The organism is Roseomonas sp. 18066 (assembly GCF_902706185.1).
Taxonomy (GTDB): Bacteria; Pseudomonadota; Alphaproteobacteria; order Acetobacterales; family Acetobacteraceae; genus Pseudoroseomonas.
Map to the genome: position 1 here is coordinate 50,560 of NZ_CACSJM010000004.1, position 23,693 is coordinate 74,252.

The 23,693-nt window shown below is 67.7% G+C and carries 20 protein-coding genes; 7 read left to right on the plus strand and 13 right to left on the minus strand.

Going from position 1 to position 23,693, the window contains the following annotated elements; all coding sequences use genetic code 11:
- Both tnpB and tnpA read right to left on the minus strand, forming a co-directional pair.
- Positions 1 to 360, minus strand: a complete 360-nt coding sequence (gene tnpB, locus GVN67_RS01595) for an IS66 family insertion sequence element accessory protein TnpB (protein ID WP_159992513.1) — start codon at positions 358 to 360, stop codon at positions 1 to 3.
- 61 nt (positions 361 to 421) lie between these two features.
- On the minus strand, positions 422 to 751 hold the full coding sequence (gene tnpA, locus GVN67_RS01600) for an IS66-like element accessory protein TnpA (RefSeq protein WP_159992514.1): 330 nt from the start codon (positions 749 to 751) through the stop codon (positions 422 to 424).
- 417 nt (positions 752 to 1,168) lie between these two features.
- On the opposite strand from tnpA, the gene GVN67_RS30505 reads away from it, so the two are divergent.
- Complete coding sequence (locus tag GVN67_RS30505) at positions 1,169 to 1,273, plus strand: transposase (RefSeq protein ID WP_368667219.1); 105 nt, start codon at positions 1,169 to 1,171, stop codon at positions 1,271 to 1,273.
- A gap of 270 nt (positions 1,274 to 1,543) precedes the next feature.
- On the opposite strand, the gene GVN67_RS01610 is transcribed toward GVN67_RS30505, so the two are convergent.
- From GVN67_RS01610 to GVN67_RS01620, 3 genes are read right to left on the minus strand one after another with little or no spacing between them, the layout of a single operon-like run.
- Positions 1,544 to 3,874, minus strand: coding sequence for a DEAD/DEAH box helicase (locus GVN67_RS01610; RefSeq protein ID WP_159992516.1), 2,331 nt, complete (start codon positions 3,872 to 3,874; stop codon positions 1,544 to 1,546).
- Positions 3,822 to 5,183: an ATP-binding protein gene (locus GVN67_RS01615; protein ID WP_159992517.1), complete on the minus strand. Its 1,362-nt coding sequence runs from the start codon at positions 5,181 to 5,183 to the stop codon at positions 3,822 to 3,824. Before GVN67_RS01615 ends, GVN67_RS01610 begins: the two co-directional genes overlap by 53 nt.
- Positions 5,180 to 7,942: a TerB N-terminal domain-containing protein gene (locus tag GVN67_RS01620; protein WP_368667220.1), complete on the minus strand. Its 2,763-nt coding sequence runs from the start codon at positions 7,940 to 7,942 to the stop codon at positions 5,180 to 5,182. Before GVN67_RS01620 ends, GVN67_RS01615 begins: the two co-directional genes overlap by 4 nt.
- Here GVN67_RS01620 and GVN67_RS01625 point away from each other — a divergent pair.
- The gene (locus tag GVN67_RS01625; protein WP_159992519.1) at positions 7,913 to 8,131 is read left to right on the plus strand and encodes a hypothetical protein; all 219 of its coding nucleotides are present in this window, start codon (positions 7,913 to 7,915) and stop codon (positions 8,129 to 8,131) included. The two genes, GVN67_RS01620 and GVN67_RS01625, sit on opposite strands and share 30 nt — an antisense overlap.
- Before the next feature lie 153 nt (positions 8,132 to 8,284).
- On the opposite strand, the gene GVN67_RS01630 is transcribed toward GVN67_RS01625, so the two are convergent.
- From GVN67_RS01630 to GVN67_RS01640, 3 genes are all read right to left on the minus strand, one after another.
- Positions 8,285 to 9,547, minus strand: a complete 1,263-nt coding sequence (locus GVN67_RS01630; RefSeq protein WP_159992520.1) for an SH3 domain-containing protein — start codon at positions 9,545 to 9,547, stop codon at positions 8,285 to 8,287.
- Between the two features lie 1,879 nt (positions 9,548 to 11,426).
- A complete protein-coding gene (locus tag GVN67_RS01635) occupies positions 11,427 to 11,621 on the minus strand; it encodes a hypothetical protein (protein ID WP_159992521.1) in 195 nt (64 codons plus the stop codon).
- A 979-nt stretch (positions 11,622 to 12,600) separates the two neighbouring features.
- On the minus strand, positions 12,601 to 13,032 hold the full coding sequence (locus GVN67_RS01640) for a hypothetical protein (protein WP_159992522.1): 432 nt from the start codon (positions 13,030 to 13,032) through the stop codon (positions 12,601 to 12,603).
- A gap of 652 nt (positions 13,033 to 13,684) precedes the next feature.
- Between GVN67_RS01640 and GVN67_RS29615 the strand changes: the two genes are divergently transcribed.
- The gene (locus tag GVN67_RS29615; RefSeq protein WP_200845081.1) at positions 13,685 to 14,389 is read left to right on the plus strand and encodes a serine/threonine-protein kinase; all 705 of its coding nucleotides are present in this window, start codon (positions 13,685 to 13,687) and stop codon (positions 14,387 to 14,389) included.
- Between the two features lie 108 nt (positions 14,390 to 14,497).
- On the plus strand, positions 14,498 to 15,160 hold the full coding sequence (locus GVN67_RS29620) for a hypothetical protein (RefSeq protein ID WP_200845082.1): 663 nt from the start codon (positions 14,498 to 14,500) through the stop codon (positions 15,158 to 15,160).
- A gap of 277 nt (positions 15,161 to 15,437) precedes the next feature.
- Here GVN67_RS29620 and GVN67_RS01650 read toward each other — a convergent pair whose 3' ends face one another.
- The 3 genes from GVN67_RS01650 to GVN67_RS01660 are packed head-to-tail and all read right to left on the minus strand — an operon-like array spanning position 15,438 to position 17,241.
- On the minus strand, positions 15,438 to 16,226 hold the full coding sequence (locus GVN67_RS01650; protein WP_200845083.1) for an ImmA/IrrE family metallo-endopeptidase: 789 nt from the start codon (positions 16,224 to 16,226) through the stop codon (positions 15,438 to 15,440).
- Positions 16,223 to 16,651, minus strand: a complete 429-nt coding sequence (locus GVN67_RS01655) for a hypothetical protein (protein ID WP_200845084.1) — start codon at positions 16,649 to 16,651, stop codon at positions 16,223 to 16,225. The genes GVN67_RS01650 and GVN67_RS01655 overlap by 4 nt, the downstream gene beginning before the upstream one ends.
- Complete coding sequence (locus GVN67_RS01660; protein ID WP_159992523.1) at positions 16,648 to 17,241, minus strand: hypothetical protein; 594 nt, start codon at positions 17,239 to 17,241, stop codon at positions 16,648 to 16,650. The genes GVN67_RS01655 and GVN67_RS01660 overlap by 4 nt, the downstream gene beginning before the upstream one ends.
- Before the next feature lie 171 nt (positions 17,242 to 17,412).
- Between GVN67_RS01660 and GVN67_RS01665 the strand changes: the two genes are divergently transcribed.
- Genes GVN67_RS01665 through GVN67_RS01675 form a run of 3 tightly spaced genes read left to right on the plus strand, consistent with a single transcriptional unit; the run spans position 17,413 to position 21,667 of the window.
- On the plus strand, positions 17,413 to 18,543 hold the full coding sequence (locus GVN67_RS01665; RefSeq protein ID WP_159992524.1) for a hypothetical protein: 1,131 nt from the start codon (positions 17,413 to 17,415) through the stop codon (positions 18,541 to 18,543).
- Positions 18,544 to 18,545: 2 nt separating this feature from the next.
- The gene (locus GVN67_RS01670; protein ID WP_159992525.1) at positions 18,546 to 20,849 is read left to right on the plus strand and encodes a ThiF family adenylyltransferase; all 2,304 of its coding nucleotides are present in this window, start codon (positions 18,546 to 18,548) and stop codon (positions 20,847 to 20,849) included.
- On the plus strand, positions 20,846 to 21,667 hold the full coding sequence (locus GVN67_RS01675; protein ID WP_159992526.1) for a hypothetical protein: 822 nt from the start codon (positions 20,846 to 20,848) through the stop codon (positions 21,665 to 21,667). The genes GVN67_RS01670 and GVN67_RS01675 overlap by 4 nt, the downstream gene beginning before the upstream one ends.
- Positions 21,668 to 21,669: 2 nt before the next feature.
- Here GVN67_RS01675 and GVN67_RS01680 read toward each other — a convergent pair.
- Positions 21,670 to 22,433, minus strand: a protein-coding gene (locus tag GVN67_RS01680; RefSeq protein WP_159992527.1) for an IS5 family transposase whose coding sequence is annotated in 2 segments (ribosomal slippage) — positions 21,670 to 22,118 and positions 22,118 to 22,433 — 765 coding nt in all. Because the reading frame shifts where the segments join, the coding sequence is not laid out codon by codon here.
- 263 nt (positions 22,434 to 22,696) lie between these two features.
- Complete coding sequence (locus GVN67_RS01685) at positions 22,697 to 23,587, minus strand: LysR substrate-binding domain-containing protein (protein WP_159992528.1); 891 nt, start codon at positions 23,585 to 23,587, stop codon at positions 22,697 to 22,699.
- Between the last annotated feature and the right edge of the window lie 106 nt (positions 23,588 to 23,693).

A 23,693-nucleotide genomic window follows, 5' to 3' on the forward strand; every position in this document is an offset into this window, starting at 1 on the left:
CTACAACGCTGCCATGGGTCTCGGAGCAACGCTTACGGTATGCCGTGGATTGCGCCAGTCGATCCCATCCAGCATGTAGCCCAGCTGGGGCGCGGAAATGCCGACCACCCCATCGGTCGGCGTGGGCCACAGGAACCGGCCTCTCTCCAGCCGCTTGGCGTAGAGCGACATGCCGATGCCATCATGGCAGACGATCTTGACCAGGTCGCCGCGGCGGCCCCGGAACACATAGAGATCTCCGGCATACGGATCACGCCCGAGCGCCTGTTGCACCTGCAGCGCCAGGCCCGCCATGCCGCGCCGCATGTCCGTATGGCCCACCGCCAGCCAGACGCGCAGGCTTGCAGACGTCGGGATCATGCGCGCAGCGCCGCCATCACCCGCCGCAAGGCAGCGGCGCTGATCGCCTCGCCAACGCGGATCACCGTGCCACCGGGCAAGGTGATCTCGATCTGGCCTGCGGCGACCGGGTTCGCCTGGGTCGGTGCACCGTCGGCACGGCAGCGGCGCCGGGCGGCACGGCAGGACCATCCGGCGATACCCGCAGCGGCACGAACATCGCCGCCGGACCGGGCGCCAGGTTCCCCTGCCGCACCTGCCTGCGCCATGCCCACAACACGCTGCGGCTCACCTCGTGCCTGCGGGCAACCTCGACAAAGCAGGCACCAGGACGCTCAGCCTCCGCCACGATCCGGAGCTTGTCCTCGACCCGCCATTGGCGACGGCGCTCGATGCCAGCAATGATCTCCATTCAATCCGGCCCCTGTTCTTAGCAACGCTCTTAAGAGCGTCGATAAGATCAGAAGACAGATTCAGGCCCGCGTCGGAAGGCGGCCTTCACCGGAGGGGAACGCAGAAGCACCGCTTAACGAAGTGAGGCATCCAGCAAAAGCCTGTTGCGGGCAATTGTCATGACATCGTCGATGTCGGCCGGAAGCCAAACCGCGTCGCAGCACTCTTCCAGTAGCAATGCCTCGGTAGAGGCTACCTCAACTAGCAGCACCTTCGGCATGTCTGACCCTTGTGGTAAGCGCTGCCTGAATGCCCTTCTTCTCAATCGTGCCGGTACTGTGCTGCCTCGCCTGCAGTTGGGGAGCTTCGAGCCGCGATTATGGTCGACGTTAGTGACGACGCGAGTGGCCGCGGATACCGCCTGGTAGAGGTGCTGATGGGCCCTGGGCGGCGGCGGCGATGGTCAGAGGAAGCCAAGGCGCGGATTGTTGCGGAGACGCTCGCACCCGGCGCCGTCATTGCCAAGGTGGCGCGTCGTTAGCAGGTCTGCTCACAACAGGTGTTCACCTGGCGGCGAGAGATGCGGCACAGCGCGACACCCTCGTTCGTGCCGATCGTGGCGGAGCCCAGTGTGGCGCAACGGGAGTCCACACCGTCGTTCTTCAACCTACACGGACGACGTCTGCAATGCGCCTGCCTGCGGCGCAAAGGTCTGGCTGGTCGAAACGCGCTGCACCACGACCCCACCGGGTCTGCCGGAGCGGCATCGCCGTCTGGCCGCGCTCCCCTTTTCAGGGCTCCAGGAGGAAGGTCAAGGCTGCACACCAGAACTGGGCGGCTCGGAAATGGCAGCCGCCGCTGACGGGGCGCCATCATCGGTGCTTCCGTCGCCGTCGCCCTCGGGGATCTGCTGGAGCGGCGCCACGGTGGCCTGGATGTCACCGGCCGCGCCTTGCACGGCCAGCGCCCAGAAGCCACGCAGCACCGGCGGCGCGATCAGGCCATCAAATTTCCCGGTCGAAATTGCACCCACGTCGGCCGAGATCGCCTGAAGGTCCGGCACACCCGACATCTGGAGTTCCGCCAGCTTGGCGGTGAGCTGATGCAGGTCCGGTCGGGACACGACCACACCGGTGTCGTGGGCCCAACAGGTGAAGCCCGCGGCGCCCAGCAGGATGGCGAGCAGCCCGTTCGACCGGGTGCCCCGCCAAGTGAAGAGGTGGACGTCATCGCCCGCCCGGAAGGCTCGCCGGGTCTCAAGTCCCATGCGCCGGAAAGACTTCCTGCCCTCGTCGAGCAGGCGGGCCAGGGTCGCATCAATCCATCCCGGCTGGTCGTCAGCCATGTAGACGGCGAGCATTTCGGCCGCGAGGCGATCGTCGACCGGCTCAGGCGTGCTGTCCTCGAAGGTCGGCGGCGTGCCGCCCCTGTGCGGGTCCACCGTGATGATGCGGGACGGTTCGTCGACCTCGCGCACAATCCATCTCCGCCCGGCGAAGACGATGAGGTTGCCGACCATGACCGGGCTGCTAACGGGGATGGAGCCGAGCGACCGCCCGCTGGTGACGACCCGCCACTCGTCGCTGCTGGCGAACAGGGCGAAGAAGTCGCGGGAGCCCGCAAGTCGCTCCCCCGCCTCGCCCAGCATCAGCACTCCGTCCGGCGCCTGCTCGATGAGCTTGGCGTCCGGGCCCCCCATGCTCCGCAGCAGGTCCATGAAGAGCGGCGGCTTCACCGATGCGAACGGCCCCGGGCCACAGAGCAGGCGGTAGATCATGTCGGCGCGAGCCCCGCCGCGCTCGCAGATGAGGGACAGCGTCTGGTGCAGCAGCGCCGATCCCAGCCCGTCCACGCTGCCCGGTGCCTCAATGTATCCTTGCCCGAGGAGGCGGATCGCAGCCACCGCCCGGACCGATTCCTGGCGGATCTGGTCCAGCAGGCTGGCCTCGGGCCTGAGCTCGTCCTCGATGACGTAGAGGCGCAGGACCGCAGGCACGCCAGCCCGGCGACCGGACCGGCCCAGGCGCTGGCGCAGCGAGGAGAGCGACCGCGGCGCCCCGATTTGCGCGACGGAGGCGACAGAACCGATGTCGATGCCGAGCTCCAGGGTAGAGGTGCAGACGGCCGTGGTCGGCAGCCGCCCGTCCTTCAGGCGGCGCTCCAAATCCTCGCGCAATTCCTTCGACAAGTTGCCGTGGTGTGGGAAGAATTCGTTCGGGACGTTCTTTCGCTCGCACAGGCCACGGAGCAGGTCCGCGACCGTCTCCACGCGGGCACGGGAGCCTCCGAAGACCAAGGAATTCGTGCCCCGCAGCGTCACCATCAGGTGGTCGGCCACCGCGCGAATGGCGAGATCCCCCTCACCTTCCGTGGCACGCGGTCGGAACGGCGCGATGTAGCCGCGCACCTGGAGCTGCAGGTTGCTGCCTCCCGACGGCGACTGCACCATCTGGACGTCCTGGGGCGCTGACGGCCGCAGCCACGCCGCGGCGGCCTTGAGGTCGCCCAGTGTCGCGGAGAGCCCGATCCGGCGGGCTGGCCGGGTTGCTAGGGCATCGATCCGGCGTAGCAGGGATGCGAGGTGGACGCCGCGCGGCCCGGCCAGGAAGGCGTGCAGCTCGTCGATGACGATGAAGCGCAGGTTGCTGAACAGCGCCTTCGCGGCCGCGGGGCGGCGGCTGAACAGCGCCTCGATCGATTCCGGTGTGATAAGCGCCAGGCCCCGCGGCCGCTTCACCAGGCCGCTCTTCGCCGCATCGGGGGCGTCGCCGTGCCATCGCACCACCGGCAGCTCCAGCCGCTCGCAAAGGTCTTCCAGGCGGCCGAACTGGTCGTTGATGAGCGCCTTCAGGGGCGCGACATAGAGGACCGAGAGACCGACATGCGGCTCGCCAGCCACCTGGGACAGCACCGGCAGGAAGGCGGCCTCCGTCTTCCCGGCTGCTGTCGAGGCGGAGACCAGGATGTCGCCCTGGCCGCCTCGGACCTCCAAGATGGCCTTGGACTGGATCTCCCGAAGCCCGGCCCAACCCTGGTCTCGGACCCAGCGCCGAACCTCCGGGTGAAGGAGGTCGTAGGCGCCCGACAGATCAGAGCTTGAAAGCGGTGAGTTCATCGTCACGCGGGCCAGCCACGCCGACAACAGGCGCTTCGTTGGGTCCGGCAGCGGCCATCTCGGGCTCCGGGATCTCGGCGTCGTCGTCCGGCACGTCCGGCGAGACCTGCACGTCGCCGAGGAGGGTGCGCCAGTCGGCGCCAGGGTTCTGTTCGATGATGGACAACAGCTGGCAGAACGCCTTGATGGTGTTGCGCGGGGTCCGGAAGTAGGCCTCGCCCACCCGCTCGTTGCAGTGGGCCATGAAGGTGTTCAGCGCCTCGTCCGGCACCAGGTGCCGCGCGGGGTCGCCACCGGCGAAGACGTTCCTGACGTTGCCGAGCAGCACCATCAGTTCCTCGGGCGTCAGGCTCTGCAGGCGCAGCACCGGGCCGGAGAGATCCACCAGGCCTTCGCGCGCGAAGCTGTTCTCGGAAAGCCGGGACTGCAGGGCGGCGTAGCTGTACAGGCCGCGGCGAGTGTCGGTGAGGAACTCCGGCGTGCCGCCCAGGACGAAGCCGATGCCGGAGGTGTTTCCCTGGAGGACGTCGTTGAGGATGGCGAGGATCTGCTCATAGTTCTGGTCGCGGGCCTGCTTGCTCTGGAGCTTGTACAGGTTGACCATCTCGTCGAAGACCACGAGCAGACCGGCGTAGCCCGCAAGCTTCGCCAACGCCGCCATCAGCTTCAACCCCTCGTAAAGGTCCTGGTCGTTGATGATGTTGCGTACGCCGAGTGCCTGACGCGCCTCGGTCTTGGTGGAGAACTCCCCACGCAGCCAGCGAAGGGCGTTCGCCTTCAGCTCCTCGCTGCCCTCCTCGCTACCGCGCCAGTAGGCTTCCACCACAGTGGCGAAGTCGTAGCCGCCTCCGCCCTCCTGCAGGTGGACCAAGCGCTCCTCGAGCACTCGCTTCACGGGTACGCCCCGCTCGCCCGCGGTCTTCACCAGATCGGCCACGAAGCGTTCCAGGACGCTCGCCAGCGCGCCACCGTCGGACTTGGTGCGGGTCGCCATGTTCCGCACCGCCTCGCTGTAGAGCGCCCGCGCCTGACCGTTGGACGCGTGAAGGCGCCGGTCGGGCCCGAGGTCGGCGTGGACGGTCAGCAGACGCTTCTCCAGCGCGACCAGCCGCACCAAGCTGAGGAAGAAGCTCTTACCGGCGCCGTACTCGCCGATGACGAAGCGGATGGCGGAGCCACCATCGGCGATCCGCTCGACGTCGCGCACCAGGGCTTGAAGCTCCCGCACACGGCCAACCTGGACATGCTGAAGGCCGACACGGGGGACCACGCCCGCCTGCAGCGCCTGGATAATGGTGTCGCGGTCCCGCGGGCGGATCTTGGTCGGTGCGCTCATGGTTTCTCTCGGACGGCAGTGAGTTCGGAACGGAGGTGCTCGGCGACCTCGACGGAGTCATCATCGTTCTCGAGGATCGGCTCCCCAAAGCGCTCGAACGCCCAATCATTGATTGTTTCAAGGGCGCCCTCCGGGAAGACCCGCAGGCGCTTGGCCTCAGCCTCGAAGGCTGTCATGGGCATGGAATGGACGGCGGCCACCGCATCCAGCAGCGTGCCGTGCGCATCGTCCAGGCCCGAGAACCGTTTCGCCATCTCGCCAGCCGGTTCAGGGGCAGCGGGCGCCGCTTCGGTTACGGGTTCCGGCTCCTCGGTGAAGATGGTCGAGAGCAAGGACGCGACCTGGGTTGTCTCCTGCCGGATGCGGGCCATGCGCTCCGCGTCCAGCGCGATCCCGGACTGACCGGAAGCTCCACCCGGCTGCGGGAGCCTAGCAGGACGCGGCGTCCGGAAGTCACCACTGGCGCCCTGATGGAGGGCCGAATGCACCGACTCAGGTGGCAGGCCCAGTGTCCTGTGCAGCTTCTCAAGGAACTCGACCTCGGCGCGGGATGCCTGTCCGTCCGCCAGCACGGCCGAGATGGCCGCCCGCGCGATGGCCTGCCGGGCTTCCGGAGGTAGGTCGGCCGCCTTCTTGAGGGCTGCACCGCTCCTGGTCCGTTCGCGCAGGCGCCAGACGAAGGCTTCCAGCCGAACAGCCTCTGGTAGGTTAAGGTCTGGCATCGTCCTGGCTTCCCGGAGGAGGGCCTGGAACTCGAGGTCGGACACGTCGCCGTCGGCAGAGGCCGCCAGCGCGGCCACCTCCATGGCTGCTTTGGCCAAGTGGAAGGCGGGCCGCTCCGGATCGACGGCCGCTCCGTCGGCCGCCTCGAACAGCACAACCTCGGCCGCCATCGTGATCGCCTCGCCGCCGTAGCGCCTGTCAGGCTCCACGCCGAACCCGAGTGCGTCGAGCCGGTGGAAGAGCTGGCTGGCTACGCTAACCGGCAAGCGGCTGGCACCCCGCTCAAGCGAAATCCCAAGCGCGTCGAGGAGGGGGCGTGGCGGCATGGCAGCCATAAAGGAATCGCCCAGCAAGGATTTCACCGTCAGTCTTGCGGCTGCACCCGCCTCGGCTAACGCGTCCTCGCGCAAGGTGGGCGGCAGGAGCATCGCCGCCTCGAGCGTCCCGCGTGCCTCGGGCTTCCGACCCAGTAGGCGGCTGTATGCCTCCAGATCGGTCTGGATAGCCTCAAGCATATCCCGCAGCCCAGGCAGCGGGGCGTCCAGCCAGCCTATGTCAGGGAGGTTCTCGTGCGGACCAGGGATGCTGACCGTGAATCCGTCGCTGGCCGCCCGGTAGCTCACGGACACGCGGCGCTCTGGGTCATCCACCAACAGGCCCTTAGGATGCCTGGATGCGAACTGGCGAGCAAATAGGCTGCGGGCTTCCTTGAAGCAGCGCTGACCCGGCGTTCTGAGCCGCGTTTCGGGACTGCCCAGCACCCAGAGCAGCGCGTCGTCAGCCTGGAGGCTGCGTCCTTCCGCCAGCGCCGCTCCGAGGTGCAGCCGTGTCGGGAGAGGCAATTCTCCGGACCAGTTCACGACTGGTCCAGGTTCAACAGTTGGGATCGCCTGGCCTGAGACGAGGGCGGCGGCCGTCAGGAAGGTCCTGGCGTAGCCCTGGAAGGAGTTATGGGCACCGTAGATGCCCAGCAGGCGGTCCACCTCGGTCGCCAGCAGGTCTGTGTCGGCAACTTCCCGGTCGAAGAACAACCTGCGCTCAAGGCCGTAGAAGAACAGGAAGACCAGCCCGATCTCAACCTGTGGATCCGAGCGCCCCGCCGCCAGCCAGTCGACGTAAGCACGGCGGCGAGCGGGCGATAGGCCAGCGTACTCGGGCCAGTAGTTGATGTTCGTGATGTCGTCCGCGGCGGCCGCACGGGCCACGCGCAAGCTCGGGTTGATGAGGCAGCGGTCTGTCCCCCACCCTGTGGGGCTGGGCAGGTTCAGGCCCACGTAGATCATGCCGCCGGTGACCCGGGTTCCTCCCAGCCGGACCTCCTCCCCAGGCGGGATCCATCGCGCGAGCTCAGGCGTCGCGGATGCTGCAACCCGCGCAGGCCCTTGCACTTCATCCCAGGGTGACGGCGAGGTGGGCGGAGCAGGTTGAGGAAGCGGTGCACCCGGACTAAGCCTGAAGGCGATCATGCCCCGATCATCCGGTGCGCCACTCGGTGGCAGCCCAGGCGACTTCACGGCCGGAGGCACGATGGCCGGGCTTGGCGCCTGCCCGTGCCCAGCATCGCCGACCTCCCGGACGAAGAAGGCAGACAGGTCGGTCGGCAAGCCGGATGGCGGTGGCGGATTGCTAGTACCAGCCGCGGGCGCGGCCGATCCCTTCTGCTGGCCAGCTAGATTGCCGAGTGCCTGGTGGGGCATCTCTAGCGGCGTAGGCTGGGACGCTACCCGAGGCTGATCCGCGCTCCCGCCGTTTAACCCAGCCGTCTCGACGGCCTGCTGCCGTCGAGACGCAAGCACCTGGGCGACGATCTCATGAGCAGTTCGCCTGCTCGCGGGCGAAGGCGGCGCCGCTGCCTCTCCCTGGCCACCGCCGTTCCCGGGCACCGGATCGGTAAGTGTCACGAGCACCCGCGTCAGGATCTCCTCGCGGGTTTTCTGCCCTGCTGGCAAGGCCTGAACCGCAGAACCCTGCGGAGGCTCTACTTTCTGAGGTGCAATAGGACCGCCTTGCTCGGCGCCTACAACCGGATGCGCCATAACCGCCTCGAAGGCACGGCGCGAGCGCAGCTCGTTGTCAGCCACAAGTTCCTGCTCGCTCAACAGGAGGGGTGCCGAGGACTGGCGTTCCGCCTCGGTGCGCTCAGCGTCGCGGGACCGCAGAGCCCGTCGCGTGAGCAGCCAAACCGCGCCCGCGGCCGCCAAGCCGCCCGCAAGCTGAAGGATTAGAATGGAAGGCATCGCGCTGAAGAGGTCCGGCTGGCCAGGGACTGGGGAAAGCGGGAATCGAGTGTCATGAGGGCGGGCGATGCTGATCGCCGGTCAGGGGGACAGGGGTAGCCCCGGAGCGTTGCCGGAATGCTGCCAGGGCGTGGGGGCCGTTCAGTTGCCGCCCTCCAGCAAGCTGGAGTGGACCCACCCCCATGCGTCCGCTTCACCCACCCGCACCCATCCGCCTGACCGGCCGAACACGTTGAGGCGGGTGCCTCCCGATGTGGTCCGCAGGACGTCGGCCGACCCGTTCGGCGCCGAGCGGATGTTCGCGCCGCCAGCCCGTACGACGATCCGCTCCCGCTCCGGTGCGGTCGCTGCCTTTGGCGGAGGATTTGCAGCTACCGTATCCACTGACGTGGATGTCGGTTCAGGGAGGGTCGCCGAGGGTGTGGTTGGGGAGGCGTTCACCTCAACTCGCCCGGTCGGCGCCACGGCAGTCTGGGGTGGTGCAGACGCCTGGGTGAACGGCGCACCCGAACCCGACGCGGTGGCCTGCAGTTCGCCGCCCAGCGGCCCCATGATGAGCAGCCAGACGCTGATGGCACCCGCCACAAGCGCGCCGACGGTATACTCGTGCGCCCTCCCAACAGACGGCGGCGGGGGCACTGACGCCGGTGCTCGCGTGAAAGGTGCAACACGTGGCTCGCCACGAGATGCTGGTGGCACGCTGGCCAGTGAGCTTTCCTCCGCTGCTATGCACTTCTGGAACTCGGTGAACGCCGTGGCGAAGCGATGGGCCAGCTCGGGATTGCTGACGAGGTAGCTGGTCGCCGCTATCCCCGGCGCCGAGAAGCGGACGAGGCCGTATCGTACGATCGCGATGCTCCGGTTGTTGGCGTAGCGCCGGTCGGGGCTGCCGTCCTTGTTCGCCTTCTCCCAGACCCGGGTGACCAAAGTGGCGTCGGCCGGAGGATCGATGTTCTCGGCCACGACCGTCGAAGTCGTATCCAGCCGGACCTCGAGCAGGCTCACCGCCTTCGTGTCCGCCTTCGCACTGACCATCGCGAAGCCAGGGTAGAGCTCGAGCCCGCCGCCGGAATGCCTGAACGCCAGCCCTGGCCAATCCGATTCAACGTGTGGCGGCAGTGCCGGAGCGGCCTTCACGGCCTGCCTCTGCAACACCGCGCCGAGCACAGGAACGGCGACGGTACCCTCCGCCGTGCTCGTTGTGACCCAGATGGCGCGGGTCGTGCCCAAGGCGCGGAAGGCCAGGGCCAGGTTGCGGAAAGCCTCGAGCGTCGATGGCCGGAAGGCGAAATGGAGTGACGTCCAGCTGCCGTTCCTGCGGGCAACCGCCTCCTCAAGCTTCCTTTCGGCCGCCGCCAGTCTGGACCTCAGGGCTGGCAGGCGCCATCCGATGAACGCGTTCAAGGGGAACGTCGAGGCGCGAGCTACCCGGCGGAAGGCAGCGTCGCGTGCAGCCAGATGCTTGGGAAGCTCAGCCTCGAGTTGCCTCACCCGTCCAGAGACCGAGTCCAAGATGGAGACGACCTGAGCCAGATCGAGGTCCGCCTCCCCGGGAACGTTACCTCGCACGCTGGGAGGGGCCGCAACCCTGCAGGAGGCCCTCAGGTGGCCACCAATCAAACGAAATTCGATTTCCGGACAACCGGATGGAGCAATGCTAGCCGCCGCTGACATGCACAGGTCGTATCATGACACGACCGCGTTACGAAAGGTCATTGCGATCCAGTCACGGCTGTTATCCTCCTTTTGGGCATGGGAGACCCGGGGCGGGTACGTTCATGGTTGGAAGATGTTCGCGCTGCTGCGCTTGACCAGGGTGCTTCCCGGGCGACCTAGAACGGCGCCATGCTCTCCCGTGCCCGGCGTGCGGCAAGCCCGAGGCTGCGGCGCCAGCATACGCCCATCGCCGACGTGAATGAGCCGCGGCGGTGGCGGCGCGTCCGGGCGCGAGTATCCCTGGACTGGCGACCCGGTGAGTGACTTGTACCCCGGAACCGGCATGTTCCGTCGCCAACCGGGTAACCGCGGCCATCAAGCTGATCCAGTACCGCAGGCGGGTGGTTCCAAGCAGCCTAAAATCTATTCAAGATTCGGCGCTGATTCCATCGGCAAAATCAGACGCTTGTGAGCCTCTTCCCCTACGGATCGCGCGGAGCTTCACTACGGACCGCGCCCGGAACGTATCGCCTTCGATCGGTTTTTCCCAAGCGAGCGGGGCGCCCGAGCGCCAGATGAGGCTGCGGGCTACCGTTGAGCTCCATGCCAGATGGCGCGGCAGTGTTAGCCGTGGTGTTCCATAGCACTGGCGTGAATCCTTGGCATGGTCGGGGCCCGCTGGTGCGTCCCGAGGGACAGCCGCCGGGTGTGGAGGGCGCCGACGGGTCGTGGATGCTAGGGCTGGCGCCTGGAGTCAACGTTGGGTTCGTCTTCGCCTACGAGCGGGTCGGCGGCATCGTCCGCGTCACCGGCCAAGCGATGCTTCGGCATCCGGGCGGTACGTGCTTCAGCCGATCACCTTTGTCATGCGTAAGGACGTTGGGAAGCTTTGGGCTGAATTCCTGAACGCAGCCCGCGGGGCTACCAGATGGTCTACCGCCGCCTCCACTTGGGGAACGGCGCGTCAAGGGGTCGCCTACAGCGTTCGAGCCTCCCTTCGTCGAAGCAGTGGTCCCGAGGTGACCGACCCAGTGCGGGGTGCTTGCCGCTCAGCCACATCCGCCCCGGGTCAGGCTGAGCGCCGAAGCGGGCCATCACCTCCGCCTCGAGCCTGCTCCGGCAGCGTGCCACCACGACATCGGCCTCCGCACTCCTATGCAGGCGGCGACGCTCCGCTTCCTCGGTTGAACGGCTGCCTGCCGGACCACATGCCCGGAGCTGTTCGGTTTGCCAGTCGGAACGCCAAAGTTGAAGCTCTCACTGCGAGCTCTGCAACCAGGCCGCTGGCGGGCCCGCCCTCCCCTACTGCCGCATCCACAGATGAAAGCGGCTGCGAAGCCGAAGATGCAGACCGGGGGGCACGTCACCTGGCGGCGCCAAGCCGTAAGGCACTGCCCCTCAATGAACGAAGGGGCTCGTGATGGCGCCCTGCAACGTCGTCGAGCCGCCCACCGGCGACGCGCCTGGGCTCCTCGTTAACTCGGGTTCGAAGGCTCCCTACGCCACCTCGGTCGCGCTCACCTCCGGCCACGAAGTCCTTGAGCTTGCCTTCGCCCCTGGAGGAGCATCCAGCTAGCGTGCCCATCGCGGGCGCGGTCGCGGCCGCCCGGTGACGCTGCGCCGACGCCTACTCCCCGTGACGCTGCTGCGCCTTGAACAGCTCGATGGCAAGGCGGCGGGTAGCCTCGCCCGCTTCTCCAGTCCCGCGCGCGATGACATCCCGTGGGGCAGCGAAGGTGTCGCCTGAGCTCCATTTGATTGTGCAAGGCAGGTTCAGATCAACGGGATCCGGCGCATCGGTCGAGTGCAGGGTGACCTTCACGTTTCCGGTCGTGCCCTGAGCAGGCGGCGCAAGGACGACAAGGTGGAGGACTCGCTCCTGCTACTTGCCGCGCAGGAGGAAGGTGTCGGGCGCGGCCGCGCGGAGGTGGTTAGCCTGACAGACGATGTGGTGCGCCCTGTCGACCTGACTGCCAAAAAGCTGACAGCCAGGATGCAGACCCTGCAGGAGCTTGGTGAACTTTTCCGACGCGGGACCTTTCCGGCCACCGGCAAGGCCGAGGACTGTCCACGCTGCCCCCATTGGTTCGCATGCGGCCGCCTACCCGGCGGGGAACTGAAGATGAGGCCAGGGAACTCCCTGACAGCTTGAATGAAGTGTCGGGTCCCGCTCATCAGATCCGCCGCTACCGGTTCGAGCTACGTAAAAGCTCGCGTTTAGAAGGCGACATTGCGCCCCTCATGTTTCTGCAACCAGCGCGCCCGCCCCAGCATCCCCAACCAGTCTGTGGGATCCGGCGGCTCAGGCATGGGTCCCCACCGAAAGCGTCTGGCCAAGCGGAACCGTTGACAGGCATCGGGTCTGAACCGGCTCACCCGCAGCCGGTACGGCGCGGCGCGGCGCGGCGCGGCTTCCGTACTTGCGCCCGTAAACGGCGCCGTCAATGCTGCACCACCATGTCGGAGCCCTGGGGCAGCAGTCGTGACCTTCATTCCGGATCTAGCGCGTTCGTACCTCAACGGCAGCAAACGTTGGTTTTTCATCATCGTCAGGCAAGGGTATGCCACTCGGGCAGCCCATACCGCCCAAGAGGCCGTCAACTTCGCTCACGCCATCGAGGAGGCGTTGATGGCAGGCATCAAGCCGCCGGAGGACGTGGCCGCGCCAAGGATCGCTCCAATTTCGTTGGTGGACGATGAGATCGGGGCTGTCATCAATCTGCACGACGAACCCCATGAGGCCGTCGGCATCTTCTGGAAGCGTGGGCGTGGGCCGGAGCTTCGACGGCTTCTTCCAGACATCAGCCTTCTGGAGTGGGCTGATGTCCCAGACCCAGCTGTGCAAGGATCTCCGGCGGAACGAGGTCGCGGTCCATGATTAGGCCATCCGGAGTCATGATCCGACTGGCCCAGCGCTCGCGGTGGTAGACGTTCCTGGGGTGGTCCCGTTTGTAGAGCGTGTATGCGCCGTGGACTGCCTCGTAGGCTTGAGCCTCGGAAAGCCTACCTCGCAACCGTTCCAACTGCTGGATGTCTGACGCGCTGCCCTGCCTCTCGACCAGGGGCGCAAGGCGCTGGATGCGCCAGGCGACCGAGCTGAACCACCCGCGGTCGTCCAGGTCTTCCAGGAGCCTGAGCGCGCTGGCTGGCGTGGGTCGAAACATCTCGGTCAGCAGGCGACGCTTGCGCAGCCAGTCAGCCTTGTCTTCGGCACCGGTCACGACGTTCGACATGATGCGCCTCCATGGTCCTGATCGCCTGTGGGCGCAGCCGCTGGCGACCAGGGTCGGCCCCATTGTTGATCGACCTCATGCCGGATCGGAAGCGTATCGGTCTGCCCTCCAGCCAAAATCTGATTTCCAGAGCCGTGGTACCACGGGGACGCCGTTGCACCGGATCATGATGGCGGCGGCAGTCGCACTTGTCGCGAACCTGCTCACGGTGGCAGCGGGCGACGCCTCGGCGGCCCCGACCGCCACTTCCGTGGCCGCGCCGCCAGCGGTGGCGCAGACCGTGCAGTACTGGGACCAGCGGCCGTACGAAGGCAACTGGGAGCGGCGCCACCAGTGGCGGGAGTGGCGCCGGGAGGGGGACGAGGCCCTCATGGCGAGGCAGCGCGGCGCGAAGCCTGGCGCATCGAGCAGGAACGCGAGCAGCGCCGGGCGTGGCGGCACCAGCAAGGTTATGGCCCGCGCTACGAACGCGGTTGGTGATGGGAGGCCGTAGCGGCTGGCGGCCTTCCGACCACCAACATGGTACCGAATCCTTGGATCCGACGGGCCGCGCCACGCGTGCCGCGAGGCGTAGTCAGCCCATCCGGCCGGGCTGGTCCCCTTCGGCGGGCGCCGCGCTATGATGCACCCCGCCATCGGTTGGAGATCGAGCATGCGGCTGCGCCTGAATCACGAGTGGATGCTTGGAGATCGGATCGGGGCCGCTGGCTTCGGGCAGGTGTTCGAGGCTCAGTGCACCTCCGGGGATGTTGGTCCCGCCGTGGCAAAACTCGTCTCGAAGGCACCGGGCGCCCAGCGCGAGATGCTGTTCACGGACCTGGACGGGATCCGGAACGTCGTCCCCATCATCGACAGCGGTGAGACCGACGGCCACTGGGTTCTGATTATGCCGCGCGCGCAGGCGTCATTGCGCCAGCACGTCACGGACTCCGGGGGCGCCCTGCCCCTGGAAGATGCGCTGTCCGTGATGGCTGACGTCGCCATGGCGCTATCCGACATGAACGGCAAGGTCGTGCACCGTGACCTGAAGCCAGAGAACGTCCTGCTTCTCGATGGCAGGTGGTGCCTCGCAGATTTCGGCATCTCCCGGTACGCCGAGGCGACCACGTCGCCGGACACCCTGAAGTACGCGATGAGCTTCGCGTACGCCGCCCCGGAGCGGTGGAGGGGAGAGCGTGCCACCGGCGCGGCTGACGTGTATGCCCTGGGCGTCATCGCCCAGGAACTCCTGTCCGGCTCCCGCCCATTCCCAGGGCCTGACATGCACGATTTCCGGGAACAGCACCTGCACGCCGATCCGGTGCCGCTGGCAGGAGTCTCCACTGCCCTGGCGTCCGTCATCGCGGAATGTCTCTAGAAGTCGGCCGGTACCCGGCCCAGCCCCGCGAACCTCCTCGCACGCCTCGAGGCGGCCCAACGTGCCCCGGCCTCCCAGGGCAGGAGCCGCCTGCGTGAGGCAAACGGGATGAACGTCGCGCGTATGGGCCAGGAGGCCCGACAGGCGTCATCCGCGCTTTCAGACGCGGAAAGGCGCCGAGACCTCATCCGCGACGCGCAGGCTTCCTTCAGACGGCTGAGCGAGCAGGTGCGCGATGCCATCAAGACGGATGCTCCGACAGCTACCATCCGCACTGCACAGGACGGCGGCTGGTCCGCGTCGCTCAACGGGGCGACCCTGTCCTTGAGCAACGTCGTCGCCGTGGCCGAGAAGCCGTGGGAAGGCTGGGAGGCGCCAGCCTTCAACGTGGCTGCCGCGACCTCCATTGAGGTGCGGGTGCCCTCGAATCGCTACGACTACGACGGCCGCTCGCACGCCCTCTGGTTCGGCGACATCAAGGAGGCGGGCCGATACGGCTGGTACGAGGCTGCCTTCATGCTGAGCCCTTTTTCACGCCAGCGTTCCCGGCTCGCACCGTTCTCCCTGCCGCCCGGCGAGGCATCCGCGAAGGCGCTATGGACCGGGATGGCAGAGTACCAGATGGCTTGGCCGTTCACGCCCTTCCCTTCGCAAAGCCTGGAAGATTTCATCGACCGGTGGCTCGGCTGGTTCGCTGACGGAACCCAAGGGAACCTACACCATCCCAGCTCTATGCCGGAGCGGCGCCCGGAGGGCTCCTGGCGCCGCTGAAGACCCTGCCCGGCACCGGATTGGGCGCGGCAGCTCGACCGTGCGCACGCATCGCCCCATCCTCCGGAATTGTTTCTTCCAGACGGATGGTGGCAGTCCCTTCGTCAAGCCGGGCACCTGGCAGGCGATGGCGAGGACCGTTCGATCTACCTGCGGGAGCCGGATGGCGGCACGGGTCCCGAGCGTCCCGGGGCCAAACAAGGCAAATGGTTCACCCAGGAAGGTGGACGCCTCTGCAAGTCGCCCGACGCTCCGATCCTCCTCGAGCTGTGCCCGCTCAGCGCCAACGTCCTTCGCGATCCTCGAGCATCTCCTCATCCTTGATGCTCAGGATAGTCACAATCTCCCCGTCGGCGACCCTGAATGACTGCTCCTGGACATCGTACTGCTGGGCCTCGGACCGGTCGAACCACGCCTCGGCTCCGATCTTCCTCGGGAACGCCTGTTCGGCGCCGCGCCCATGGAGCAGATCGAAGGCGTAGCTCTCGGCGTCCAGCTCCGAACGTGGAAACCACCGCGACGGCACGTCCGGCGACCTCGCGAACCACCTCCGTCCGCGCAGCCCATGGCACACCAGCATCGAAGGACTGTGCCCCGCCTCCACGAGCTTGATGGCGGTGGCGGACAGGCTCGCGCCGAACCGGCCAGCCAGATCCCGCAGCACCTTCACCGTGATCTGAGGATGGCGGCGCGCCAGGGGCGCCAGGAGATACGGAGGAAGCAGCAAATCCGCGGCAAAGCGGTTCGCTGACTTCTCGATATCCTGCGAACCTCGGCTGTCGCCAATGTCATCGCAGCGGCAGATCAGCGTCTTGCCGCGATGGAAGTGCCAATGACCGAGTTCGTGAGCGACCGAGAAGCGTTTCCGCTGCGGGATGGCGCGCCCATCGACCGTGATGATCGCTTTGTCGCCGACTCCGACGATGCGCGCCTCGCAGCCGTCCAACTCCCGGTATTTCACCTTCACCACACCCATCTGCCAAGCGATCGCCTCGAGGTCGATCTCCTCCGGCTCGGTGACGCCGAGGTACTGCAGCACCTTCTCGGCGGGTGAAAGCGTGTTCAACTTTCCTTCCCTTCGTCCTCAAGGAGAGCCTTGAGCTCGGCGAGATCCTCCTCGACACCCCTTAGATCGCGTTCCGATTGCTCGGTGCCGTTGCGCGCCGCCATCGTGAGTTTGCGCGCGTTGCCGACATCGTTCGCCGCCCGACCCGCGAAGCCACCGGACTGTAATCCGGGAACGCGACCACGAGGCGCCACGGAGCGATGCGCGGCGGCCGCAGCCTTCGCCGCGGCCATCCGCGTCTTCCCGCTCTCCAGGCGGGCGCGCTCGAACATGGAGCGCATGGCCGCCGCCTGCGCCTCCAGGTCGATGCCGTCCTCGGCCGCCTCGGCGGCTATCTCCTCGTCCGTGGCGTTCAGGATGTCGTCGATCAGGGCGTCCTCAAGGTGCCGCACCGCGTCGCTGTCCTTGGTCGGACCCTTGCTCATGGCTGGCCTCCCTCGGCCTGAAGCTTGCTCAACCGCCGCCTGATCAGGCGGCGCTTACTGGCGTACGCTGTCGGATCGAGTTCCGTAAGGCCCCGCAGCGCCTCGCCTTCCATTCCTTCAAGCATGCCCTCGAGGAGGATCTGCGCGTCGAAGTCACCCTCGAAGGCAGCCACGACCCTCTGTTTGAGCCTCCCGGCCGCCTGCTCCTCGGCCAGGGCCTCCTCGGCGGTCGGTTCGGCATCGGCCATGTCGATCACCAGGGCGCCGGAGCCGTCATAAAGGGACGCGGCCCGCCGCACCGGGGAGTGCTTGACCTTCGCCCGCTCCCCGTGGGCGACGCTCTTCATGACCCCTGCCAGGAACGGCATCAGCAGCACTCCCTGCGGCCAGGGTCGGCCGCCATCGAGAACCCGCAGCATCGTCTCCTGCAAGAGCTCATCCTCCCTGCCCCTCCCCCCGGCGGCCAGCACGGTCGCGAGCTTGCGCAGTCGCGCCCAGCCGAAGGCATCGAGGTTCTCCAGTGCATCGCTGATCTCGTGGGGCTGGCGGAACGCCCTGCCCTCGTCGGCCACGGACGGCGGCTCGTCCATCTCTGAATCCTTATGCGCGGCGCGTCGGCCGGGTCGGACACCGCATCAATCCCGCCCACGAAAAAAAGAGTCGGTCAACCGGCGATTGATGTCCGAGCGGCCGCGCCGCCCGCGCATGGAAGGACAGAGGCGTAACCCGCCATGGACGCGGACCAGAAGGACCAAGGATAGATGACGACTGCCAGGATTACCGTGTTTCCCCTGGGGAACGCCGACACGACCCGCATCGACCTGCGGGACGGCCGCAAGATGCTGGTCGACTACGCCAACATGCGGAACCCCGCCGACGCGGCGGACAAGCGGATCGACCTCCCGGTCGAGCTGCGAAAGGACCTGAGCGCCGCCCGCCAGGATTCCTTTGACGTGGTGTGCTTCACCCACCTGGACGACGACCATGTCCGGGGGTCGAGCGACTTCTTCTCCTTCGACCACGCGTCCAAGTACCAGGGCGGCGAGCGCATCAAGATCAAGGAGCTTTGGGTCCCGGCGGGCGCCATCACCGAGGTGGGCTGCGAGGACTGCGCGCGGGTCATCCGCGAGGAGGCCAAGCACCGGCTCGAGAAGGGCTACGGCATCCGCGTCTTCTCGCGGCCGGACGCCCTGAAGGGGTGGCTGGCGACGAAGGGTCTTACGTTGGAGGCCCGCGCGCACCTCATCACCGACGCCGGTCAGCTGGTGCCCGGCTTCAGCAAGTGGGGCGCGGAGGGGGTCGAATTCTTCATCCACAGCCCGTTCGGCTTCCGCCGCAACGAGCGGGAAGTCGAGGACCGCAACCAGGACAGCGTGGTGTTCCAGGCGACCTTCCGGGAAGGCATCAAGGACACCCGTGCCCTGTTCACGGCCGACATGACCTGGGACGGTCTGTCGGACATCGTGAACATCACGCGCCTGCACGGGCACGACGAGCGGCTCCACTGGGACATCATGAAGCTGCCCCACCACTGCTCGTACCTGTCCTTGTCCACCGTCAAGGGCGAGAACCACACCACGCCGGTGGAGGAGGTGCGCTGGCTGCAGGAGGATGCCGGGCAGCGCCGGAGCCTCATGATCTCCACCAGCAAGCCCATCCCCTTTCCCGGCACCGACGAGGACAAGGATCCGCAGCCGCCGCACCGGCAAGCGGCCAATTACTACAAGAGCGTCCAGAACCAGCGCGACGGCGACTTCGTGGTGACCATGGAGCGGCCCAGGGCCAAGCCGCGGCCCGTGGAGGTCGACATCACGGAGCGTGGCGCGGTGCTTCGCAGCGCGGTCTCCGCGCCCGCAGTGGCCATCGCCTCGTCGCCGGTCAGGGCGGGTTGACCATGGCGCTCCACCCCAAGCTCGAAATCCTTGGCGCGGCGGTGGCGCCGCGTCAGCTGCAGCATCCCCGTGCGGCAGCCATGGCGGCTTACCTGGCTTCCGGCGATCACGACGACGCCCGTCTGCTGGAATGCCGACTGCGCCGCGAGGACGGCCTGGAGACCGTCCTGTTCGAGGTCCGGGCGGAGCGTCCCCAGGTGATGGTCGCGGACATTCGTCGATGGGAGCCGGTCGCGGCCGTGTTCGCGGCCAGCGACGACAGGCAGCCCTGCCTCTTCGCGGCGCGGGAGGACTTCCCCGAGGTGCCGCACCAGAACATCGTCCCAGCCGGGTGGATGCGCAGCCCGTGCGTGGACGACCGTCCGTGGGCCGAGGCGAGGTCCACCTGGACCCCGCTAGCATTCCTGGAGAGGGTCCGGTGGTGGATGGGCGCCGCGGCCAGCGGTGGCCTTTCGGACCAGGCCCAGGCCATCGACCCGCTGTTCGTCTCGTCGGGACCGAACATCGCGATCCCGAGGGCGTTCCTGCAGCCTGACACCCCTGCCGGGAACATGACCTTGTTCGCTGGGGCGGGCACGGAGAAGACCGCGCTCTACCACCTCCGCCCGGACGCCGCCCGGGACGGCGGCCGGGGAGCACTGAGGCTCATCCCCGTTCGTCTGCCCCCGCAGCCGATGCGGGCTGTCCGGTCGGCGCCGAGGACACTCGCCGAGCTCATCACGGCCTTCAGCGACTGCGGCTTCGACCTGCTGGCGGCGCTTCGCGAGGCCGCGCTCGACGTCCTGAACCCGCCCTACAGCAATCCGCCGCGCGTGGCGGTGCTGCTGGTCGCCCCCATCGTCCGCATCGCCGACGGACCCGTCGCGGCGGAGGACGCCCGGGCCTTCGGCATCCCGCTGACGCTGGGCGAGCTTGGCGAACGCCTCGGCACCATCGCCAGCAACCCAGGGTACAGCGCCGCAGACCCCGGGAAGTCTTCCCCCTACGGCCGCTCCTTCCCGCCCGCAGCCCCGGAAGGGCTGGAAGCCGTCGTAATCGACAGCCTGCCGGTTCACGCCGAGTTCGACCGGGAGCTGGCGCGCGAGTGCGCAGGGCTGGACGGTGCCGACGCCCGCCAAGTCGTCTTGGTCGGAGCCGGTGCGGTCGGATCCCATCTGGCGCTGGCACTGGCCCGCGAAGGCCGGTTCCGCTGGACCGTCGTGGACGACGACCACCTGCTGCCGCACAACCTGGCGCGGCACACCCTCGGGCGATACGAGCTGGGCGATCGCAAGGCAAACGCCCTCGCGGCCGAGGTCGCCGAACTGCTGGGTGAGGTCGACGACGCCCACGGCCTCGCCTGCAACGTGCTGTTTCCCGGGGACATGGCGCCGGAGCTGGATGCGGCATTGGCCGAGGCCGAGCTCGTCATCGATGCCTCGGCCTCCGTGGCCGCCGCCCGCCGGTTGTCGGACGCCGCTGGCGGCGCACGGCGCGCGTCCGTCTTCCTGAACCCGGCCGGGACAGCTTCGGTGGTGATGTCCGAGGACGCCGTCCGCGCCACGCGCCTCGACGCGCTGGAGGGCCAGTACTACCGCCACCTGCTGCGCGAACCGCGCTTGCGTGCCCACCTCGCGCCGCCGGATGGCGGCCTGCGGTACACCGGCGCCTGCCGACACGTCAGCAGCCGCATTCCGGAAACGAACGTCGCCGCGCTGACCGCCCTAGCCTCCCGCGGCTTCACCGCTTCACTTGACGGCGATGTCGGGGGCATCGGCATCTGGACGCTGGATGCGGACGGCGGGGTTTTCGTCTCGAAGGCCATGGCGCGGACCACGTGGCGCGTGCCGGTCGCCGACTGGACAGTCGTCTACGACGAGGGGCTGCTCGACCACCTCAAGGCGGCGCGCGAGGCCGCGCTGCCTGCTGAGACCGGCGGCGCCTTGGTGGGCATCGTGGATGTCGCCAGGAAGTCCATCATCGTTGTGGACGCGCTCGCGCCGCCGCCCGACAGCGTCGGCAGCCCGACTCAGTTCGAGCGTGGCGTGGACGGCCTGCTCGGCAGGCTGGCCGACATTCAGTCGGTCACGCGGGACCAGGTTCGGTACGTCGGCGAGTGGCACAGCCACCCACGCCGCCACAGCGCTATGCCCAGCCAGACAGATGTCGCGCAGCTCCTCGGGCTGCACGGCGAGCTCGGTCGCGAGGGGATCCCGCCGGTCATGTTGATCGCGGGCGAGCGGGACGTCGCCCTGGTGTCCGCCACCAGCCCTGCCGACGCGGCCCCTGAGGCCAGTGACATCTGCATCCAGGAGCCTGCCCAGTGAGTAAGCCGCTTCCCCTCGTCCTCGACCATTACGACCGCGGTGCGCGGCTCTACCCGGCGATGATCGCGATGTTTCCAGCGCTCGTGGCCGGTTCGGTCATGGTGCCGCACTTCTTCGGCAAGGACGCCCTGGCCCTGCTGCTGTCATTGGTTGCCGCGTGCGGCCTGTTGGTGCTCGTGGCCCACGTCGCCCGCGACGCCGGGAAGGCAAAGGAGTCCGGATGGTTCCATGCCTGGGGCGGCAGACCATCGGTCTCGATGCTCCGCCATCGGGACCGCCGCTTGCTCGGCCCGGACAAGGCACACCACCATAGTTTCCTGGCCGCGCATGTGCCGGGCCTGTGCCTCCCGTCGGCCGAGCAGGAGATGGCCGACCCGGCCGGAGCGGATGGAGCATACGGTAGGGCGGTGAACTGGCTGCTGCAGCAGACCCGGGACCAGGCGCACTTCGGCCTGCTCTTCCGCCGCAACCTGGAGTACGGCTTCCGGCGCAACCTGACGGCGCTACGGAGCGTGGCGCTGTCCTTGGATTCCGTCCTCATCTGCGGGGTGGTGACGACGCTGCTCCTCACGGACCGCGGCGTCATCCCGGAGCGGTTCGCGCTTCCCGCCTCGGGTGCTGGCCTGACGCTCGGTGTCGCCGTGCTCCATGCCGCGCTCGCGCTGGCAATCCTGCGGCCAGCATGGGTCGCGCGGGCATCCGAGGACTTTTCCCGGCAGCTGCTCGCTTCCTGCGACACGCTCGGCGCCTCCCCCGTCAAGCCTGCCGCTAAGAAGGCGGCCGCCCCGACCCGGAAGAAGGCTGCGGCGCCGACCTAGGCTCAGGACTCATTGATCCAGAATAGGACGGTTGCGGCGAGGCAGATGGCCGAGAAGAAGGCGTGGGCGCAGTGGTCGTAGCGCATGGCGACGCGGCGCCAGTCCTTGATCCGGCCGAACATGTTCTCGACGCGATGGCGCTGGCGGTAAAGCGCCTTGTCGTAAGGGATAGGGATCTTCCGGCTACGGGTTGAGGGAATGCAGGGGATGATGCCGCGGGCGATGAGGGCTTCGCGGAAGCGGCGGCTGTCGTAGCCTTTGTCGCCGAGAAGCTCCTTGGCCTGCGGCAGGTGGGGCAGCATCAGGGCGGCTCCCTTGTGGTCGCTCATCTGGCCTTCGGTGAGCAGCAGCAGGATCGGGCGGCCTAGGCCATCGCGGACGGCATGCAGCTTGGAGTTCAGCCCGCCTTTCGTCCGGCCGATACATCGGGGTAGAACCCCTTTTTGAGCGGGCTGGCCGCCGTGCGGTGGGCCTTGAGATGGGTCGCGTCGATCATCAGCCGGTCGGGCTGGCCTCGGCGGCCCGCCAGGCCTGCGAAGATCCGGTTGAACACGCCCATCCGGCTCCAGCGGATGAAGCGGTTGTAGAGCGTCTTGCGCGGGCCGTACTCGGCGGGCGCGTCGCGCCAGCGCAGGCCATTGCGGATGACATGGATGATCCCGCTGACGACACGCTGGTCGTCCACCCGCGGCACGCCCTGCGACAGCGGGAAGAAAGGCGAGATCCGTGCGACCTGCGCCTCCGTCAGCCAGAACAAGTCCGCCATGGCAGCACCTCCGGCTGCCATCGAATCACAGCTCCATCAGAGCGCAAGGTGGAATTTAATAGGTCCTGAGCCTAGTCGCCTCCAAAGTCCATGAGCAATCTGGCGCGCCGACCTAGGGGCGCCGGGGGCTTCAGCCCCGCGCACCAAGCTTCGCCACCCGTCTCGACTCTCTCTGAAGCGAGCCGCCACGCCCTGCTACCTGCTGCGAATGACCGGAACGATGCGGGGCGGCACAGCCTCCTCATCACCGATCCCGGGCGCCTCTACGGCTTTTGATCCGGAGCCTGGCTCTCAGCCTGCGCTTCGCGGACCAGCCAGTCCGCGAAGATGCCGAGGGTTTCACCGACACGGCCGGTCGGCAGGAAGAGCCAGTAGAGGTCTCCTGTTGGGATGCTGACGTCAGACAGCGCCACGAGCTTTCCCGTCCGCATCTCATCGCGCACGAACGACGGGGAGCAGATGACGACACCCAGGCCCTCCATGGCGGCCTGGATGGCCAGCGTCGTGCTCTCGAACAGCAGGGGCGGCTGCGTGGGCGACGACCCAGCGTGCCGCAGCCAGAGGTCCCAGTCACCGGGGCGCACCTTGCTCCCCAACAACCTGGCTGAGCTGGGCCACCGACCTGGCATACCCTTCAGCAGTGACGGCGCGGCGAAGGGCGATATGACAACCGCCTGCAGGCGCCGCCCTCCAAGCGGAGGCGCCACGCCCGCGGCCACGGTGTGGACGGCGGCGTCCACCCCCTCGCGCGCCAGGTCGACAATGGCCGTGGAGGTCGAGACTTCCACATCGATGCCTGCATGCGCCGCGTGGAACCGGGGCAGTCGCGGAATGAGCCACCGCAGCGCCCAGGTGGTGTAGGCGCGGATGCGCAAGGGCGCTGACTGGGCCTGCAGGTGATCCACGGCAGCCTGGATCTGCGCGAAGCCCGGCTGCAGCTCCTCGGCGAAGCGCGCTCCGATCGCGGTCAGGCCAATCGCGTTGACGCCGCGCCGGACCAGCGAACAGCCCAAGGCCAGTTCCAGATCCCGCAGCCGCTTGCTGACCGCCGGTTGCGTGACGCCCAGCGCGACCGCAGCCGCTGTCAGGCTGCCAGTCTCCGCGACAAGACGGAAGGCCCACAAGCTTTCGAAAGGCAGCGGGGAGCGTGGCATCGGGGCACCCTAACACCAGGTTGGGGTACGGCAAGCAATTCTAGGACTTCTTAGGCCCGCCCCAATGGACCCAGACTGCCGGAAACAAGGCGCCTGGCGGCATGGC